Annotated in this window: 13 protein-coding genes; 5 read left to right on the top strand and 8 right to left on the bottom strand. The window is 70.8% G+C overall.

Annotated features, from left to right (window positions below; all coding sequences use genetic code 11):
* Positions 1-29: 29 nt before the first annotated feature.
* Positions 30-3,215: a D-alanyl-D-alanine carboxypeptidase/D-alanyl-D-alanine endopeptidase gene (gene dacB / locus ACYVF3_RS11260; protein WP_461154166.1), complete on the bottom strand. Its 3,186-nt coding sequence runs from the start codon at positions 3,213-3,215 to the stop codon at positions 30-32.
* A gap of 146 nt (positions 3,216-3,361) precedes the next feature.
* Here dacB and ACYVF3_RS11255 point away from each other — a divergent pair, with 146 nt between their 5' ends.
* On the top strand, positions 3,362-3,850 hold the full coding sequence (locus tag ACYVF3_RS11255; protein WP_461154165.1) for an inorganic diphosphatase: 489 nt from the start codon (positions 3,362-3,364) through the stop codon (positions 3,848-3,850).
* A gap of 138 nt (positions 3,851-3,988) precedes the next feature.
* Here ACYVF3_RS11255 and ACYVF3_RS11250 read toward each other — a convergent pair whose 3' ends face one another.
* The gene (locus ACYVF3_RS11250; RefSeq protein WP_461154164.1) at positions 3,989-4,246 is read right to left on the bottom strand and encodes a hypothetical protein; all 258 of its coding nucleotides are present in this window, start codon (positions 4,244-4,246) and stop codon (positions 3,989-3,991) included.
* Between the two features lie 120 nt (positions 4,247-4,366).
* Between ACYVF3_RS11250 and ACYVF3_RS11245 the strand changes: the two genes are divergently transcribed.
* On the top strand, positions 4,367-6,937 hold the full coding sequence (locus ACYVF3_RS11245) for a PEP/pyruvate-binding domain-containing protein (protein ID WP_461154163.1): 2,571 nt from the start codon (positions 4,367-4,369) through the stop codon (positions 6,935-6,937).
* A 198-nt stretch (positions 6,938-7,135) separates the two neighbouring features.
* Here the strand turns inward: ACYVF3_RS11245 and ACYVF3_RS11240 are convergent, their stop codons facing one another.
* From ACYVF3_RS11240 to ACYVF3_RS11230, 3 genes are all read right to left on the bottom strand, one after another.
* On the bottom strand, positions 7,136-8,119 hold the full coding sequence (locus ACYVF3_RS11240) for a hypothetical protein (protein ID WP_461154162.1): 984 nt from the start codon (positions 8,117-8,119) through the stop codon (positions 7,136-7,138).
* Between the two features lie 166 nt (positions 8,120-8,285).
* Complete coding sequence (locus ACYVF3_RS11235; RefSeq protein WP_461154161.1) at positions 8,286-9,098, bottom strand: SLATT domain-containing protein; 813 nt, start codon at positions 9,096-9,098, stop codon at positions 8,286-8,288.
* 331 nt (positions 9,099-9,429) lie between these two features.
* Positions 9,430-10,005, bottom strand: coding sequence for a M23 family metallopeptidase (locus tag ACYVF3_RS11230; RefSeq protein WP_461154160.1), 576 nt, complete (start codon positions 10,003-10,005; stop codon positions 9,430-9,432).
* A 621-nt stretch (positions 10,006-10,626) separates the two neighbouring features.
* Here ACYVF3_RS11230 and ACYVF3_RS11225 point away from each other — a divergent pair.
* The 3 genes from ACYVF3_RS11225 to ACYVF3_RS11215 all read left to right on the top strand — a co-directional run bounded on the left by ACYVF3_RS11225 (position 10,627) and on the right by ACYVF3_RS11215 (position 14,387).
* Positions 10,627-11,712: a trans-sulfuration enzyme family protein gene (locus ACYVF3_RS11225; protein WP_461154159.1), complete on the top strand. Its 1,086-nt coding sequence runs from the start codon at positions 10,627-10,629 to the stop codon at positions 11,710-11,712.
* A gap of 78 nt (positions 11,713-11,790) precedes the next feature.
* On the top strand, positions 11,791-13,083 hold the full coding sequence (locus ACYVF3_RS11220) for a DUF1266 domain-containing protein (RefSeq protein ID WP_461154158.1): 1,293 nt from the start codon (positions 11,791-11,793) through the stop codon (positions 13,081-13,083).
* A gap of 182 nt (positions 13,084-13,265) precedes the next feature.
* A complete protein-coding gene (locus tag ACYVF3_RS11215; RefSeq protein WP_461154157.1) occupies positions 13,266-14,387 on the top strand; it encodes a DUF2637 domain-containing protein in 1,122 nt (373 codons plus the stop codon).
* 90 nt (positions 14,388-14,477) lie between these two features.
* Here the strand turns inward: ACYVF3_RS11215 and ACYVF3_RS11210 are convergent, their stop codons facing one another.
* From ACYVF3_RS11210 to ACYVF3_RS11200, 3 genes are read right to left on the bottom strand one after another with little or no spacing between them, the layout of a single operon-like run.
* The gene (locus ACYVF3_RS11210) at positions 14,478-15,644 is read right to left on the bottom strand and encodes an NAD(P)/FAD-dependent oxidoreductase (protein WP_461154156.1); all 1,167 of its coding nucleotides are present in this window, start codon (positions 15,642-15,644) and stop codon (positions 14,478-14,480) included.
* A gap of 31 nt (positions 15,645-15,675) precedes the next feature.
* Complete coding sequence (locus ACYVF3_RS11205; protein ID WP_461154155.1) at positions 15,676-16,302, bottom strand: TetR/AcrR family transcriptional regulator; 627 nt, start codon at positions 16,300-16,302, stop codon at positions 15,676-15,678.
* Between the two features lie 15 nt (positions 16,303-16,317).
* On the bottom strand, positions 16,318-17,286 hold the full coding sequence (locus tag ACYVF3_RS11200) for a threo-3-hydroxy-L-aspartate ammonia-lyase (RefSeq protein WP_461154154.1): 969 nt from the start codon (positions 17,284-17,286) through the stop codon (positions 16,318-16,320).
* Positions 17,287-17,292 lie beyond the last annotated feature (6 nt).

The raw sequence follows: 17,292 nt of genomic DNA, 5'->3' as shown, positions 1-17,292 counted from the left end.
GCGCGCAGGTCGCGGGCTCCCCCGGCGCTTCAGCGGCAGCCGCAGCCGCGCAGGGCGTCGGCGATCTCGTCCAGGGCCGGGCGGGCGACCACGGAACTGGTCCCGTTGGACATCATCGCGAAGACCAGCAGCCTGCCGTCCTCGGTGACCACGCTCCCGGCCAGGCTGTTCGCCCCGTCGAGGGTGCCGGTCTTGGCGCGCACCCAGCCCTGGCCGGGCGTGCCCTGGTAGCGGTCGGCGAGGCTGCCGCTGCCTCCCGCGATGGGCATCCCCGGGAGCAGGTCGCGCAGCTTCGCGGAGCTCTCCGGCAGCGCGCCGTCGGGACCGGCGGGGGCGGTCGCCCGGTGCATGAGCTGACCGAGCAGCTGCGGCGTGATCCGGTCGTCCAGCGACAGACCGCTGCCGTCGGCCATCGTGGTGCCGTTGAGGTCGAACCCGTTGCGCTGCAACACCTCTCGCACCGCCTGCACCCCACCGGCGAAGGACGGCTCCTTGCCGGTGGCGATGGCGACCTCGCGGGTCAGCGCCTCGGCGAGGACGTTGTCGGAGTGCTGCAGGACGTTCTCGACCAGCTCGCTCACCGGCGCCGAGGCCACGTGACCGAGCACCTGCGCGTTGGCCGGGGCGGTGCCCGGTGCCGCGCTCGCCGCGCCCAGTCGCTTCGCCAGCTCCTGCCCGGCCTGCAAGGCGGGGGTGGACGTGCGCGGGGTGTAGTCCTTGGCCGGATCCGCCCGGGCGCCGTCGAGCATCACCGGTTCCATCGGCGCGTAGTACCCGCCGGCCACGTCCTCCGGCAGCCAGCCGGGTGCCGCGGCCGGTCCCCGGTAGCGGCTGGTGTCGACCAGCACCGTGTTCACGTTCCCGCCGGAAGCCGCCTTGACCTGCGACACGAGGTCGTCCAGCTTCGGCGCGCCCGGGTACACCGACTCCTGGTCGCCGGACAACGCGGACAGCGTCGGGTCACCGCCGCCGACGAGCACCACCGTGCCCGGCTGGCTGCCGCGCACCACCTTCGTGGTCAGCCGCGCGTCGTGGTCGAGGGCCAGCATGGCCGCGCTCATCGCCAGCAGCTTCCCGGTCGAGGCCGGCATCAGCGCCTGACCGGGGTTGCGCTGCCACAGCACCTCGCCGCTGCGGGCGTCCATGACGGTGCCGCCGAACGTGCCCAGCGCCGGATCGGCCGTGGGGCCCGCCAGCGCCGCGCTGATCCCGGACCGCCCCGGAACAGGAGCGTTTTGGCGCAGCGGCTTGATCTCGGGGTCGAGGTGGACGGGCGCGGGCGGGTCGGCGATCTGGGTCTTGCTCAGCGCGTCGACCAGTGACGGGCCGAACGCGACCCCGGCTCCCAGCAGCGCGACCAGCGCGACCGCGATGCCGATCAGCGGACCGCGTCCCTTGCGCGACGTCGTCGTCCCGGCCGGCTGCGACTGCGACGGGACGCGCTGCGGAACCGCGCGCGAGGCGTGCGGGTCGGTGGCGTCATCCGGCCGATACGGCGCCTGCGGCGCGGAGATCCCGGCGAAGTCCTCCGGGCTCGCGTAGGCCCGCTGCGCTTGCGGCGGCGGCGCGGCCTGCGGTCCCGGCGCGGGCGGCGTGAGCCCGCTCCCCGGGTCGGCCTGCGGGACGCCGAGGCCCGCGAAGTCGGCGGCCGACGCCGTGCGCGGACCGTCGACATCGACCTGGTCGATCCACTGCGTCTGCTCCGCCGACGACTCCGGTGGAGCCGAAGTCCGCAGGTCCCGGAGGTCGATGCGGCTGGTCTGCTCGGCGGCGGATTCCGGCGGCTCCTGCTTGCCCTCGGCCGCCAGCGCCTCGTCCAGCGCGCCCCGGGAGATCTGCTGCGTCTGCTCGGCCGGACGTTCCTCCGGCTCCGCCACCGGGTCCTCGGCCGGGACCGCGGCGATCATCTGCGTCTGCTCGGCCGGACGTTCCTCCGGCTCCGCCACCGGGTCCTCGGCCGGGACCGCGGCGATCATCTGCGTCTGCTCGGCCGGGCGCTCCTCCGGCTCGTCCTCCGCTTCCGGAGCCTGAGCCTGCTCGGCGGGCCACTCCGGTTCCGCCGCGGATTCGGGTTCCGCCTTCTCGGACGTTCCCGGCTCAGGCTCCGGCGCGCTCGTCTCGTCCTCGACGGCGGCGCCCGCAGCGACGGCGCCTGCTGCAACGGCACCTGCAGCGGCTGTGCCCGCAACGACGGCGTCCTCGTCGTCGGAGGCATCGGGCTCGTCGGCGACATCGGCATCGGAGTCGGTGTCGTCAGCGCCGGTGTCGTCGGCGCCGGTGGAGCCGGACTCCGTGGAAGCGGCTCCGGACGTGGACGTTTCCGCCTCGCCGGGCTGCTCGTCCGTCGAGGTCTCGTCCTGGTCGGTCGAGGCGGCGGCTTCGTCAGACCCGGTTCCGCCTTGCTCCTCCGAGGCTTCGTCCTCGGACGCGGAATCAGCGGAGGTCGGCTCGTCGGCATCGGAACCGGTGTCCGCGGAGTCGGAGGTCTCACCGGAAGTGCCCGAGTCCTCCTCGGACGTCTCCCGCTCGGAGGCATCGGCCGCGCTCGCCTCGGCCGACTCGTCGCCGGAGGGGTCCGGCTCCTGATCGGAGCCTTCGCGATCAGCGGTTTCCCCGGACGCCGCAGCGTCCTCCGCATCCTCGGAATCGGCGGCGGTCTCCTCGGCGGAGTCCTCCCGGGTGTCCTCCGGGGCGTCTTCGGCGGTGTCCGCGTCCTGGGCGGAACCGGCCTGCTCCGCAGCTGCGGAGTCGTCCTGCGCCGGCTCGTCGGCTGCGGGCTTGGCGAGCTTCTGCGTCTCGGCGACGGAGCTCCCGACGTCGGCCTTCTGGAGTCGCGCGGTGCTGTCGACACCGTCGACACTGCCGGAGCCGTCGGCGGAATCGGAGCCGTCGGCGGAATCGTCGGCGAACAGGCTGCCCGCGACCCGGACGGTGGCGGTCGGCGCGTCGGCCGATGTGGTCTTGGTCCCAGAACCGGGCGTGCTCGAACCGGTATCGCCCGAGTCGGTCGCCGCTTCGTCGGTTCCGGCGGCATCGCTGTTCTCGGTGCTCACTCGGTGCTCCGCCGGGTCGCTTTCGGGCGGGGTGTTCTCCGACATCTCAGCAGCTCGATCCGGGGACGGCGCAGCGGTGCGCGGCCGGTCATCCTGGTCCGGCGAGGCCGCTCGGACGTCGGTTTCGGACACCTCACCCCGGGTGTTCTGGGGTTCGGGCACGTGCTCCTCCTCGACTGGAGGTCAGACTGCCAGATTGCGAGCTCTCACACTGCGGTGGGGCCTGGACCCCGAGCGTGGTCCACACTAGACGTGGTCGCGCGCGCGAGCGGGCGACTGCATCCGACGCAAGACGAGTGAGGAACCGCGTGGACTTCGACGTCACGATCGAGATCCCCAAGGGGAACCGGAACAAGTACGAGGTGGACCACGAGTCCGGGCGCATCAAGCTCGACCGGACGCTGTTCACCGCGACGCAGTACCCGGCCGACTACGGGTTCGTCGACAACACCCTGGGTGAGGACGGCGACCCGTTGGACGCCCTGGTCCTGGTGCAGGAGCCGACCTTCCCGGGTTGCCTGATCAAGTCGCGCGCCATCGGCATGTTCCGCATGCGCGACGAGAAGGGCGGCGACGACAAGGTCATCTGCGTTCCTTCGGACGACCCGCGTCAGGAGCACCTGCGGGACATCCACCACCTCTCCGAGTTCTACAGGCTGGAGATCCAGCACTTCTTCGAGGTGTACAAGGACCTGGAGCCGGGCAAGAGCGTGGAGGGCGCCACGTGGGTCGGCCGTTCGGAGGCGGAGGCCGAGATCAAGAAGTCGTACGAGCGCGCCAAGGAAGCGGGTCACTGACCTCGCTGCCGGGCAACACCGGAAGACCCTCCTCGCAGATCGCGTGGAGGGTCTTTTCGTACCCGGAGGCTTTTCCACAGCCTGTGGACAACCATCCCCACCCCTGTGGATGACTGGGGACAACCTGTGGAAGAACGCTCATCTGCGTCGTGTCATCGCAGGTCGCGGCACTCGCCCGAGGGGAGAACCGTCGATGCGCCGCAGCACGACGACGGGTTCCGGCGACGCGTGTTTTCCACAGCCCTGGACGTACGGCCGCCGCTTCGCCGGTGGGTGGAACCAGTTCAGCTCGGTCTTCGCCCGAGCCACCGAACGCCTGCGCACCGCGTAGCGCCGCAACCGCCGCGCCAGCGCCAGGACCACGGCCGCCGCCGCGGTCAGCATCAGCCACTCCATCGCACTCCTTCCTCCGCAGAGGGGATGCCCGCGCGGGGAGATCATGATGGCGTTCTGGCCGGAGATCACCCTGATGGCCCCAAATTCAACGCACGTTGATTTTCTGTCCCGCGCGGAGCTATGGTCGGTCCGACGCACGAGGAGGTGGTCGCCGTGCAGGTGCTGCGACTGGACGAGGTCCGCGCCGGATCGGGCGAGGCGGTCGGCGGCAAGGCCGCCAACCTTGGGGAGCTGATCGGCGCCGGGTTCCGGGTACCGCCGGGCTTCGTGGTCACGACCGAGGCCTACGAGCGGGTCTGCCGGGTCACCGACCTCCTCGACGGACTGCCCGGCTCGGCCGGGGAGATCCGCGAACGGCTCTCCACCACCTCGCTCCCGGCGGAGCTGGCCACCGCCATCACCGACGCCTGCGCCGAGCTCGGCCCGGGCCCCGTCGCGGTGCGCTCCTCCGCGACGGCCGAAGACCTGCCGCACGCGAGCTTCGCCGGGCAGCAGGACACCTACCTCAACGTCGTCGGCGACGAAGCGGTGCTGGACGCGGTTCGCCGGTGCTGGGCTTCGCTGTGGACCGACCGCGCCGTCTCCTACCGCGAGGCCAACGACATCGAGCACGCCTCGGTCCGGCTCGCGGTCGTGGTGCAGCGGATGGTCGACGCGAGCGCTGCCGGGGTGCTGTTCACCGCCGACCCGGTCACCGGGAACCGCGGCGAGTGCGTCATCGACGCCAACACCGGCCTCGGCGAGTCGGTGGTCTCCGGCGCCGTCACCCCGGACCACTTCACCGTCTCCGCGAACGGCCGGGTGACCGGTCGACCCGGCGACAAACCGACCAGCGTGCGCGCCGTGGCAGGCGGCGGAGTGGAGACCGTCACCCAGGACTCGGCGACCGCGTCGATCAGCGACGAGCAGGCCCGCGCGCTCGCCGCGCTCGGGCGGGACGTGGCGCGGCACTACGGCTCACCGCAGGACCTGGAGTGGGCGATCGGCCCGGACGGCATCTGGCTGACGCAATCGCGACCGATCACCACCCTGTTCCCGCTGCCGGAGGAGACCGAGGACGGGCTGAGGACCTACCTGTCGGTCAACGTCGCGCAGGGCGTCTACCGCCCGCTGACGCCGATGGGCATCGCGACGCTCGGCCTGGTGGCCACCGGCGTGCTGCGCGAGCTCGGCCTGCCCGCACCCGGTGTCCGACCGGCGCTGTTCCGGCCGGCCGGCGGGTGGCTCTTCCTGGACATCACCGGCACCACCCGCAACCGGATCGGTCGCGCCGTGCTGCCCAAGCTGCTGGCCGCGGCCGAGGCGCGCACCGGCCGGGTCTACGAGTCCTTGCTGGACGATCCCCGGCTGCCGCTGGAACCGGGCGTCCCGTGGCGGACGGCCCGCGCCCTCGCGCGGGTGCTCGCGCGCAACAGGATTCCGCTGCTGCTGGCGGGAGTGCTGCGCTCCCCCGCGCGCGCACGCGACGAGGCGTTCCGCCGGGTCGACGCGCTGCGCGCCGACCTCGCCGCTCCCGAACCGACGACCCCGCAGGACCGGCTGAGCACCGCGCGGCACGCGCTGCAGCGGACCACCGCATCATGCATGGCTCATGTGGCTCCGCGGATGATGCCGATCCTGCTGCTCTCCCAGCTCCTGCCGCGGCTGACCAGAGCGGACGAGGCCGAGATCCACGTGGTCCTGTCCGGGATCCCGCACAACGTGACCACCGAGATGGACCTGGAGCTGTGGGCGATCGCGCAGCGCATCGGGCCCGGCGTCGACGACCTGACCACCCGCTACCTGGACCGGGACCTGCCCGCTGACGTCCTGCACGGACTCGACGACTTCCTCGCCCGGCACGGGCACCGGACCGCGGGCGAGATCGACGTCGGCGTGCCGCGCTGGTCCGAGGACCCCCACCAGGTGCTGGCGCTGGTGGAGAACTACGCGCGCACCGGCGATGCCGGTCACGACGCGGCGCAGCGCTTCCAGCAGTGCGCCGAAGAAGCGCAGGTGATGGCGACCGAGATCGTGTCCCGGTTGCCGAACCGGCTGCACGCCAGGTTCGCGGCCTTCCTGCTCGACCGGGTGCGGCGGCTGGCCGGGATGCGCGAGCTGCCGAAGTACTGCGCGGTCCTCGGCATCGCCGCCGCGCGCGAGCAACTTCGCGCGATCGGGGCCGAACTCGCCGGAACCGGGCGGATTTCCGATCCGGAGGACGTGTTCTTCCTCGACTACGAAGAGCTCTCGGAGTTGATCGGGGGAACCGACCACCGCGGACTCATCGCCGACCGCCGTGAGGTGCACGAGCGCGAGCTCCGCCGCAAGCACCTGCCCAGGCTGTTGCTCTCCGACGGGACCGAACCGGAAACGCTGCTGGCGGTGGAGAAGAGCGACGGAGCGCTGCACGGGACGTCGGCCTCGGCGGGCACGGTCACCGGAGTGGCGCGGGTCGTGCGGGACCCCGCGAAGGCGCGGCTCGAACCCGGCGACATCCTCGTCGCGCCCTCCACCGATCCGGGGTGGACGCCGTTGTTCCTGACCGCTTCCGGCCTGGTCATGGAGATGGGCGGACCCAACTCGCACGGCGCGACCGTCGCCCGGGAGTACGGAATCCCCGCGGTGGTGGGGGTTCCCGACGCCACCGCGCGCATCACCGACGGCCAGACCATCACCGTCCACGGCTCGGCGGGCACCGTCGATATCTGAGAACCCCTCCCGCGCAACGCTCGTCACGCAGGAGGGCGGTGCGCGCCGGGTAGCACGCACCGCCCTCGGGTCACGTCCTCGCCGGGAGGGGCTGGGCGAGGTGTGAACGTCGTTGGTTCGGGGGGTCCTTCACCCGTTCCGGCCGGCGAGAAGGGGATTCGCCGGCACAACAGCGGGTGCGCGGGAACGGGGAGTTCGTCAGCCGCCGAGCTGGGTGGCGGCGCCGAGCGGGCCGTGGGAGACGACGTCGTTGACCTTGTCCAACGGAGAGCCGGCCTTGCCGGTCAGGCCCTGGACGTCGCTGACGACGGGGAGTCCGCCGGCCAGACCGCCGACCGGGTCGCCGCTCTTGCCCGCGGGCAGCGCGGTGCCGCCGAGCTCGGTGTTGCTCTCGAGCGCGTTGCCCAGGGTGTCGCCCACGATGTTGGTGGGTGCCTGAGCCTGACCGGGCTTGGTCTGCGGGACGGTCTGGGTGACCTGGTCCAGCGTTCCGGTGAGGGTGGTGGGCAGGGCATCGGTCGCACCGCTCTTGCCGACCGGCAGCGAGCTCGCCAGCGGCAGGCTGCCGACGATGTCGGTCACCGGGGCGAGGGCGTCGAGACCGGGCAGGCCGCTCTTGCCGACCGGCAGCGAGTCCGCCACCGGCAGGCCGCCCGCGACGTCGGTCACCGGGGCGAGGGCGTCGAGACCGGGCAGGCCGCTCTTGCCGACCGGCAGCGAGTCCGCCACCGGCAGGCCGCCCGCGACGTCGGTCACCGGACCGAGAGCGTCAAGGCCGGGCAGGCCGCTCTTCCCGGCGGGAAGGGTGGATCCGACCGGCATCGGCACCTCGTCGAGCGCGGAGGCCGGGTCGAGGCTGTGGGTGTGACCGGTGCTGGCGTTCTGCACCGCGTCGACGACGGGCTTGACCAGGCCCGCGGCCGGGGTGCCGCCGACGACCTGGCTGACCGGGTCGCCGGAGCGGCCCGTGAGGTGCTCGTCGAGCGGAATCACGTCACCGACGGTCTTCTGAGCCGAGGCGAGGGTTCCGGCGGCGTGGAACGCGGTGTTGGCCACGCCGTTGTCCGTGGGCAGCGATGCCGGCAGCTGCGGGGTTTCGGCAGCTGTGGCCGTGGCCGCGAAACCGACGGCACCGGCGCCACCGGCCAGCACGGCGGCCGCCGCGGTAAAGGTGCGCTTCATCGCAATGCTCCTCTCTGCGCACAAGCCGAGTCCTGTGCGCTCGGCGGAGATTACGGAAGAAGCACCTGCCACTATTCAGCGATCACTTACGTAGGAAATATCAACAATCCGTGATCGCCAAGCACGACCCCTCCTTCACCATCGAGGGAAGGAGTACCGATCTTGATTACTGCTTGAGCCCGTCACCGACTGCCGACGGCAACCGGCGAGCCCGCTCGGCGCGCAAAGCCTCGACGGCTTCGGCGAATTCGGCGTAGGCCTCGCGCTCCGAACCGAAACGGCGGTAGCGACCCACGCGCAGTTCCACGGATTCGTACTCGCGTTCCAGCGCGTCGGCGGTCTCCTGCCAGGACGCGGCCCGGTCGCGGTGCTTGGTGTACCCGGCGTAGGCGGCCGATACCGCGACCAGGAGGCTCAAACCGATGGCGAACCACCGGATCTCCGGAACGGCGGCCGCCGTCGCCGTCGCCGTCGCGGCGACGATCGACACCCCGATGACCACGCCCTGCAGGGCGCTGTCCTTCCAGCGGTCGCTGCGCGCCTCGTGGCGGTAGCGCTCGATCAACTCCGGCAACTGCGCCCGGTAGCGCTTGTGCGCGTCGAGCAGGTCGCCGGTCCCCAGTTCGTCCAGCAGTACTTCGCGGTGCGCGCTTTCCAGCGCGCGCAGGTCGGTGTCCACCGTGCGCACCTTAAAGTGCTGCCGGTAGACGTACATCGCCGCCACGCCCGCGGACGCGGCGGCGATCACGAACGTCACCACGGCGGGCACCACCGAGGCCGATAACGCCAGCAGCGCGGATCCCACCGCCGCCAGCAGCAGGTTTCCCGGGACGGCCCACACGAGCATCAGCCGCTGCACGATGCGCTCCCGGTAGAGCTCCTCGGATCGCTGGGCGATCCGACGCTCCCAGTCCCCCTGCTGGCGGTCCTCGGCGAGCACCCCACCGCCGATGATCCCGGCCGTTTCCACTCGCTCCATCACATGTCCTTCCAGCGCGTTAGTGCGATCGAAGTGGCTCCCGGAGTTCCACGACAATCGGCCAGGAGGGTGACTCTCGACTGGTCCTTTAGGTCCATTATCGACTGCGCCGAGTGATCACCGCTGGACTCGAACGCCGCGAACCTCGCAATACCCGGCAGTGATAACAGTGAGTGGCGCGATGCCGGAGAGATCTACGCGGGTTCCGGGCCAGGACACTGTGGCAGCGCCGCCGGAACACCGTTCAACCGGGTGGGCCGAACGGGTTCCGGCGGCGCGCCGATGCGCTGGAGCTACGCCATCAGGGCGAACTCCGCCGTTTCACGGGTTCTTATTCCGCGGGCCAATCGGTCAGCAACCGCGACTCCCCGTAGAAGGAGACCGGGTCGACCGGCTGCCCTCCGATCTCGATCTGGAAGTGCAGGTGCGGACCGGTGGATTGACCCCGATTGCCCATCGTCGCGATCAGATCACCTGCTTGGACCTTTCGGCCTACCTCGACCTGGGCCGAATCGATGTGCCCGTAGGTGGAAACCGTGTCGTTGGCGTGCGCGATTCGCACCCACAGCCCGTACCCGCTGGCCGGGCCGGAATCGATGACCGTGCCCTCGGACGCGGCCCTGATCGGCGTGCCGATCTCGTTGGCGATGTCGACGCCCTTGTGCATCTCGCCCCACCGCATCTCGAACCCGCTGGTGATCACGCCGCGCGTCGGGGCGACCCACGGTGCGGGCCTGCGAGCTGGTGGTCCTGATTCGATCGGGGGTACGGCCACGACGCGGGCGACTTGCTGCGTAGCCGGGATATTCCGCTCGGGGTGGGCATCCTGCACAGCGACCGTCGCTGCGGTGATTCCGCCGGCGCAAAGCCCGGCGGTGAGCAGGAAGCCCAGAACATCATGTACCAAGGGTCTTTCTCGAAATGCCATTGTGCTTCACTCCTGGCACCGTCGGCGCCTTGCGCCTATCGGTTCGGTGAATTCCGGTGGCATACGCCGGATGAATTCGATCCGGCGTCGGGGCAGCCCGAAATGAATTGGAGCCGAGCCCGTCGCCCCGCGCATTTCCGGATAACCGATCACAAAGCCCCGACTTGTGTTCAACGGCGACGAGTGGACCGCCTCGCCAATCCACCACAAGAATCAGATCGAGCACCGAGAGTCCCCTTCTCCCGCGATTCCCGGTGAACGCCTCAGGAGTGGTCCCCCTCGGTCCGGGGAGAGGACACGGAGGGTGCATGGGAGTGAAGGAATTTCCGAAAAGGACCCCGGAACGCCTTTCCACCCAACCGAGAGTCACCCGAACAGGTCAAAACCGCAGGGCCTACCGGCGCGTCGGCACGCTGCGCGGCTTCGATTCAGATCGCGGCCGCCGCCGCTGTTCCACGTGTCAGGCTCTGCCCGGCGAACCGACCCCGCTGCTCAAGCGATGAGCGGTGGCGAGCACCTGGAGGGCCGCGAGATGGACGAGGACCGCATCGAGACCCGGGCCGTGCACGGCGGCGAGCGGCGGCCGGGCCCGAAGGTTCGGTGGTGTACCCGATCTACCAGGGCACGGTGTACTCGGTGCCGAGCGGAACCGACTACCACGACCTGCGCTACCTGCGGTTGAACTCGACCCCGTCGCAGACCTACCTGCACGACAAGCTCGCCGCGCTGGAGGGCGCCGAAGCAGGCCTGGCCACGGCGTCCGGGATGGCGGCGATCTCGACGGCGCTGCACAGCGTGCTGCGCAGCGGCGACCACCTGCTGGTCGGCGACTGCCTCTACGGCGGCACGCACGACTTCCTCACCCACCACGCCGCGGACTTCGGCTGGAGCTACACCTTCATCGACCCGCAGCGCCCGGAGACCTGGGAGGCCGCGCGCACCCCGGAGACCAAGGCGGTGCTGGTGGAGACCATCACCAACCCGCTGGTGCGGGTCGGCAGGCTGCCGGAGATCGCGGAGTTCGCGCGGGACCGCGGGCTGATCGGCCTGATCGACAACACCTTCGCCACGCCGGTGAACTTCCGCCCGCTGACCGCGGGATTCGACCTGGTCCTGCACAGCGCCACGAAGTACCTCAACGGGCACTCGGACATCGTGGCCGGTGCGATCGTCGGCAGCGCCGAGCACGTCGAGCGGGCGCGCACCACCGCCAACCACTTCGGCGGCAGTCTCGACCCGCACGCCGGATTCTTGCTGGCCAGGGGCTTGAAGACGCTGGCGCTGCGGGTGCGCGCGCAGAACGAGAACGCGCTGCGGCTGGCCGAGTTCCTCGCCGGGCGAGGAGAGATCGAGCAGGTCAACCACCCCGGCCTGGCCTCGCACCCCGATCACGCTCGCGCCGCGGAGCTCTTCGACGGCTTCGGCGGAATGCTCAGCTTCCGCCCGGCGGGCGGAGTCGACGCGGCGCAGGAGCTGATCGACCGGCTGCGGTTGCCGTTCGACGCGCCCAGCCTCGGCGGGGTGGAATCCCTGATCACCCGGCCCGCCGCCACCTCGCACGCGGGCATGAGCCCGCAGGACCGGCTCGCCCTCGGGGTGACCGACGACCTGGTGCGCGTCAGCGTCGGCGTGGAGAGCCCGGAAGACCTGATCGCGGACTTCGAAGGAGCGCTCGCGACCTCGTGAGGGCCTCGCTGAACAGCCCCGTTGGCAAGTTGTCGCAGACGACGGCCCCGCCCGATCGCGCTGGGTAAGTTCGTCGGTGTGACTCCTCAGCTCGGCGGGGCCTTCGGCCCGTACTACACCGTGGGTGAGGTCGACGACCACGACGAGGTGGTGCCGATCATCCCGAGGGACCAAGCCTTCGTTCCGCCGACAGCAGTCGAGAGAGAGCTCTGCGCCGCCCTCGTCGACTCCGACGCGTGGTCGTACCTGCGCGTGCTGGCCGCCGTCGGCGCGTACCACCCGGTGGCGCTGGTGCACGCGCACAGCAATCCGGCGAAGCGGCAGATGGTGACCTCGACGCTGGGCGACGGCAGGATCGCGACCTTCGTCTACACCCAGGACATGCTGCCGCGACCGCACCCGTACCTGGTGTACGAGTTCGTCTCGCTCCGCGCGCTCACCGAGATCATCCCCGACGAGGTGGAGGTGCTCGCCGTCAACGCGAACACCCCGTGCGAGCTGTACCTGGAGGTCACCGACTCCGAGCGGGAGCGCTGGCAGGACGTCATCGACGGTTGCGCGGCAACGGGTTTCAGCGGAAACCGCCTGGTCACCAGGTCGAGCGGCGGCGCTGAGCCGACCGAACTGCTGCACGGCCTGGCCTGCGGTGCGCACCTGTGCTTCCTCAACGGCGAGGCGTGGAACAACCTCGACTGGCACGGCATCGGCTACAGCGGCGAGGTGGAGCGGCTGTCCGAGGGCTGGGGCGTCAAGGTCCGCCAGGACTGGATCAACCTGCAGAACCGGCTGCTCAACTGCGATGTCAGCACCTCGGACTGGGACTTCGTGCTCGGCGCGCGCACCTTCCTGATCAGCACCGAGGGACCGCAGGTGGATCCCGGGCGGTGGCGCGAGTGCGTGGAGACCACCCTCCGCAACAACATCGCGGCGAACGTGCCCGGGGCGTCGGCCGAACGCGGCGGGAGCCCGGAAGTGGACTCCTACGCGGATTTCCTGTCCGGCCTGGTCGGCAAGATCATCCGCTACGAGGCGCGGTTCCGCGCCGACGAACTGCTGCCCCCGGACGGCTACGTGCGCACGGTCGCGGCCTGGGACCTGGGCCGGGCGTCGAAGATGGCCCGCTGGGGTCGCGGCGCCCGGTACGCCACCCAGTCCGAGATGTACGAGGCGCTGGACCTGGTCGGCCAGGAAGTCCGGTCCCGCTACTCCTCGTGGGAGGAGTTCTCGGTCGGCTATGTCCTGGGGCGCTGCCTGCACTTCGACGACGAAGCGTTCGGCCCCACCTACACCGACGTCCTGGAGGCGCACCGCGCGCTGATGGTGAAGCACGAGAGTCCGTGGCTCACGGTGCCGTTCCGCACGGAGCGGTGAGCGCGGGATCACTTCGCTTCTCCGCGCCCCTCTCCGAGGGGCTATGAACTGGGAAGTTCGCGGACGTGGCGAGGAGTCGTCAATAACAATGCATGTTTAACGCGCCCGCGTTGTCACCTGATCGAGTGGTGTTTGTCTACCATCAGCGGGTCCCGCGATGACCCGGCTGCATTGGACCGACGTTGAGCGAGCAACCGAGTACGAGATCCGGCCACGGGCTCTGGCTTTCCCGCGCCGCCCTGGGGTTCGTCGCCCTCGCCGCCCTCATGGGCTGGGGCGCCAGCTTCGTCGGCCTGCACGCCTACGGGCAGGACCAGATGGTCGGCTTCAGCTACTGGACCGCCTGGCTGATCCCGGCGACCTTCGACGGTGCCGCCTTCGGCGCCACGCTGATCACCTACCGCGCCTCGATCTACGGCCGCAGCGCCGTGCGCGGCCGGCTGCTGATGTGGACCTTCACCGCGATCTCGTCGTGGATCAACTGGATCCACCAGCTGACCCCGGAAGCCCGCATCGTCGCTGCCGGTCTGCCGGTCGCCGCCGTCGCGGTCTTCGACGTGGTGCTCGCGGAACTGCGCGCGGACTTCGAGGAACGGCACGGCAAGCGCCGCCTGCGGCTGCGCCCGGGACTGCTCGTGCTGCGCTGGCTGGTCGACCGCGACGGCACGTCGGGCGCCTTCCGCCGCCAGGTCACCGACATCCCCGTCTCGGAGATCGCCGGTCTCGGCAAGCAGGACGAGGTCAGGGGCGAAGCCGTCGACACCGTCCAGGACCCCGCTCCCGCTCGGTCGTCGGCGCCCGCGCTGCCACCGGAACCCGTGCGCGCGGAACCGGCGCCCGTCGCGCCCCGGCCGCACCGCCCCACCCAGGAACTCCCCCCTCAGCGCGCGGAGCCCGGCCGGGAGCCGGAGGACACCGCGCTCGTGCGCGAGGAGCCGGAGCCGCTCGCCCAGCGCGAAACCGCCGCCGAGGAGCGGGAAAGCGAGCCGGAGGAGACGTCGGACCGGACACCGGTGGAGGACGACGCGGCCTCCCGGGACGAGGAGCTCGACGACCGCCCGCACCTGTCCGAGCAGACGCTCACCCTGCCCCCGGTGCCCGCGGACCCGCTCAGCGACGAGGACAAGCGGACGTTCGCGCGCCGGGACTACCGGCTGTCGCTGGAGATCGGTGAGCCCATCACCGGCGCCCAGCTCGGCAACCGCTACGGCTTCTCCGAGCGCTGGGGACGCAGGCAGATCGCCGCGGTCCGAGTCGAGACGGAACAGGACGACGAAGCCCAAGACCTAGTCGCCGCCCACTGACCCACGGCAGAACCGTCGTTTGTTGGTGGTGTGGGGAAGTTTTCATGAAAACTTCCCCACCACCACACCGACGCGGCGCGACCCTCGGAATCACCCCGCCGGGCTGAGCGCCTCCACCAGGGCCTTCCGGTGCTGACGGGTCTGCTTGGGCATCCCCCAGCCGAGGACGCCGACGGGCCTGCCGCCGCGGCTGTGCACCTGCACGAAACGCCGCTCGGCGCGGTCACCTTCGACCACGGTCACCTCGTCGTCGGGCGAGACCACCCCGTAGACGTGGATCTTCGCGTCGAACTGGTCTGTCCAGAAGTACGGCACCGGGCTGTAGGCGCGGTCGGCGCCGAGGATGTTGTCGGCGACGGTCATGGCCTGCTCACCGGCATTGGTCCGGTTCTCCAACCGGAGGGAGCCGAAGTCCGGGTGCTCCCAGCGCGCCACGTCCCCCGCGGCGTAGATCCCGGCAGCGGCCCGGCAGCGGGAGTCGCAGACCAGGCCCCGGTCGACCCGCAGACCGCTACCCTCCAGCCACCCGGTCACCGGGTCGGCTCCGATGGCCACCACGACGGCGTCCGCAGGCAGCACCTCACCGCTGCCCAACCGGACTCCGCCGACCCTGCCGCCCTCTCCGACGAGTCCGTCGACGGCCGCGCCCAACCGGCGCCGAACGCCCTGGTCCGCGTGCAGTTCTCCCAGCGCAGCAGCGGTTTCCGGGCCGAGCTGAGCCGCCATGGGCGCGGCGAGCGGTCCGGTGAGCGTGACGTCGAGGCCCATGCCGCGCGCCGTCGCGGCGATCTCGCTGCCGAGCACGCCCTCCCCGACCACGACCAGCCGCCGGGCACCCAGGAGCTCGGCGCGCAGCGCGATGCTGTCGTCGAGGGTGCGCAGCACGTGCACCCCGGAGAACTCGTCCTGCCCGGGCAGCCGGCGCGGGCGCACGCCGGTGGCCACGACGATGGAGTCGGCCCGCAGCTCGCGCCCGGATTCGGTCCGCACGGTCCGCGTCTCGGAGTCCAGCGCGACGGCCGGATCACCGAGCAGGAACTCCGCGTCCAGCTTCTCCAGCGCTTCCGCGCTGCGGAGGCTGGTCCGCCCGGACTCCCAGGTCCCGGCGAGCACCTGCTTGGACAGCGGCGGCCGGTCGTAGGGCGGGTGCCCTTCGTCGCCGAGCACCGTCAGCGACCCGTCGAACCCCTTGCGCCGCAAGGCATCGGCTGTGGTCAACCCTGCTGCCGCGGCACCCACGATCAGGACTGAGCTCAAGTTCCCTCTTCTCCACGAGGAGCGCGGTGGATCACCCGGTGACCGGGGCCAGCCACAGCCCGGTGAGCGCGTCGATCACGTCGTCAGCGGTTTCTTCCCAGGTCAACCGGGCTGTTCCGTCGGCGAGAGCGCGTTCCTGCTCGGCCATCATGTTCACCAGCACGTGCCGGGTCATGTCATTGCGCACGATCTTGGCCCGCAGCGGGAGGTCGGGCTGGCACTTGTTGAGGCCGTCCATCACCCGCATCAGCGTCGGGCCGGACATGCTTTCGGCCACGACGAGTTCCCGCAGCGACGGATCGCTCATCAGCTGTGCGGTGAAGCGCGCGAGCGTCGAGTCGCGCAGCGAGGCGTGGTGCTCGACGGTCGGCAGCACCAGGCACGTCACCCAGTCCCGCACCTCGCGGGACTCGCCGCACTCGCGGAGCAGCCGCTCGCGGTTGGCCTCGACGGGTTCGGCGTGCCTGCGCACGATGGCGCGCAGCAGGTCGGCCTTGGTCCCGAAGTGGTAGCCGACGGCCGCGTTGTTACCCTGACCTGCGGCTTCGCTGATCTGCCTGTTGGACACGGCGAAGACGCCCTGCTCGGCGAAGAGCCGTTCAGCGACGTCGAGGATGCGCTCCTTCGTGGCGTTCGCCCGTGAGGTCGCGGGGTTCATACCCACCATCTTAAGTCACGTGACTGATTCTTGGCCAGCGAGCAGCTCGGCGTAGCGCGCCAGGTCGACGTTGCCGCCGCTGATGATCACGCCCACCCGCTTTCCCGCGAACTCGCTCGCGGCATCGCGCACGGCGGCCAGCCCGAGGCATCCGGTGGGTTCGACGACGATCTTGAGGTACGTCGCGAACAGCCGCATCGCCTCGACGAGCTCGGCATCGCTCGCGGTCCGGATCTCGTCCACGGCGCTGCGGATGACCTCGAAGGTGTGCTGCCCGAGGTGCTGGGTCTGCGCCCCGTCGGCGATGGTCCGCGGCGTGTCGATGTGCACGATCTCCCCGCTGCGCAACGACCGCAGCCCGTCGTCCCCGGCCTCCGGCTCGACCCCGATGAGGCGGCATCCGGGCGAGGAAGCCCTGGTGGTCAAGGCTGTTCCGGACAGCAGCCCGCCTCCGCCGAGCGGCACGAACAGCGCGTCGAGGTCGCCCACCTCCTCGAAGAGCTCCTTGGCCGCGGTCCCCTGCCCGGCGATCACGTCCGGGTGGTCGTAGGGCGGGATGAGCGTCAGGCCATGCTCGTCGGCAAGCGCCTTCCCGATCGCCTCACGATCCTGCGAGTAGCGGTCGTAGCGCACGACATGCCCGCCATAACCGCTGGTAGCGGCCACTTTCGAAGCGGGAGCGTCGTGCGGCATGACGATCGTCGCCGGCACGCCGAGCAGCTGCGCGGCCAACGAGATCGCCTGCGCGTGGTTCCCGGACGAGTAGGTCACCACCCCGGCCCGCCGCTGCTCCTCGCTCAGCAACGACACGGCGTTGAACGCACCCCGGAACTTGAAAGCCCCCATACGCTGCAGGTTCTCGGCCTTGAACACCACCTCGGCGCCCACCAGCTCGTCCACCAACCGCGACCGGAGGACCGGAGTCCGATGCGCGACCCCCTCCAACCGCCCAGCGGCCCCGACGACGTCCTCGAACCCCACCATCCCGAC

The sequence above is a fragment of the Saccharopolyspora tripterygii genome (assembly GCF_054778355.1).
Note: the sequence above shows the minus strand (reverse complement) of the source record. Positions and strands in the feature narration are given on the sequence as shown.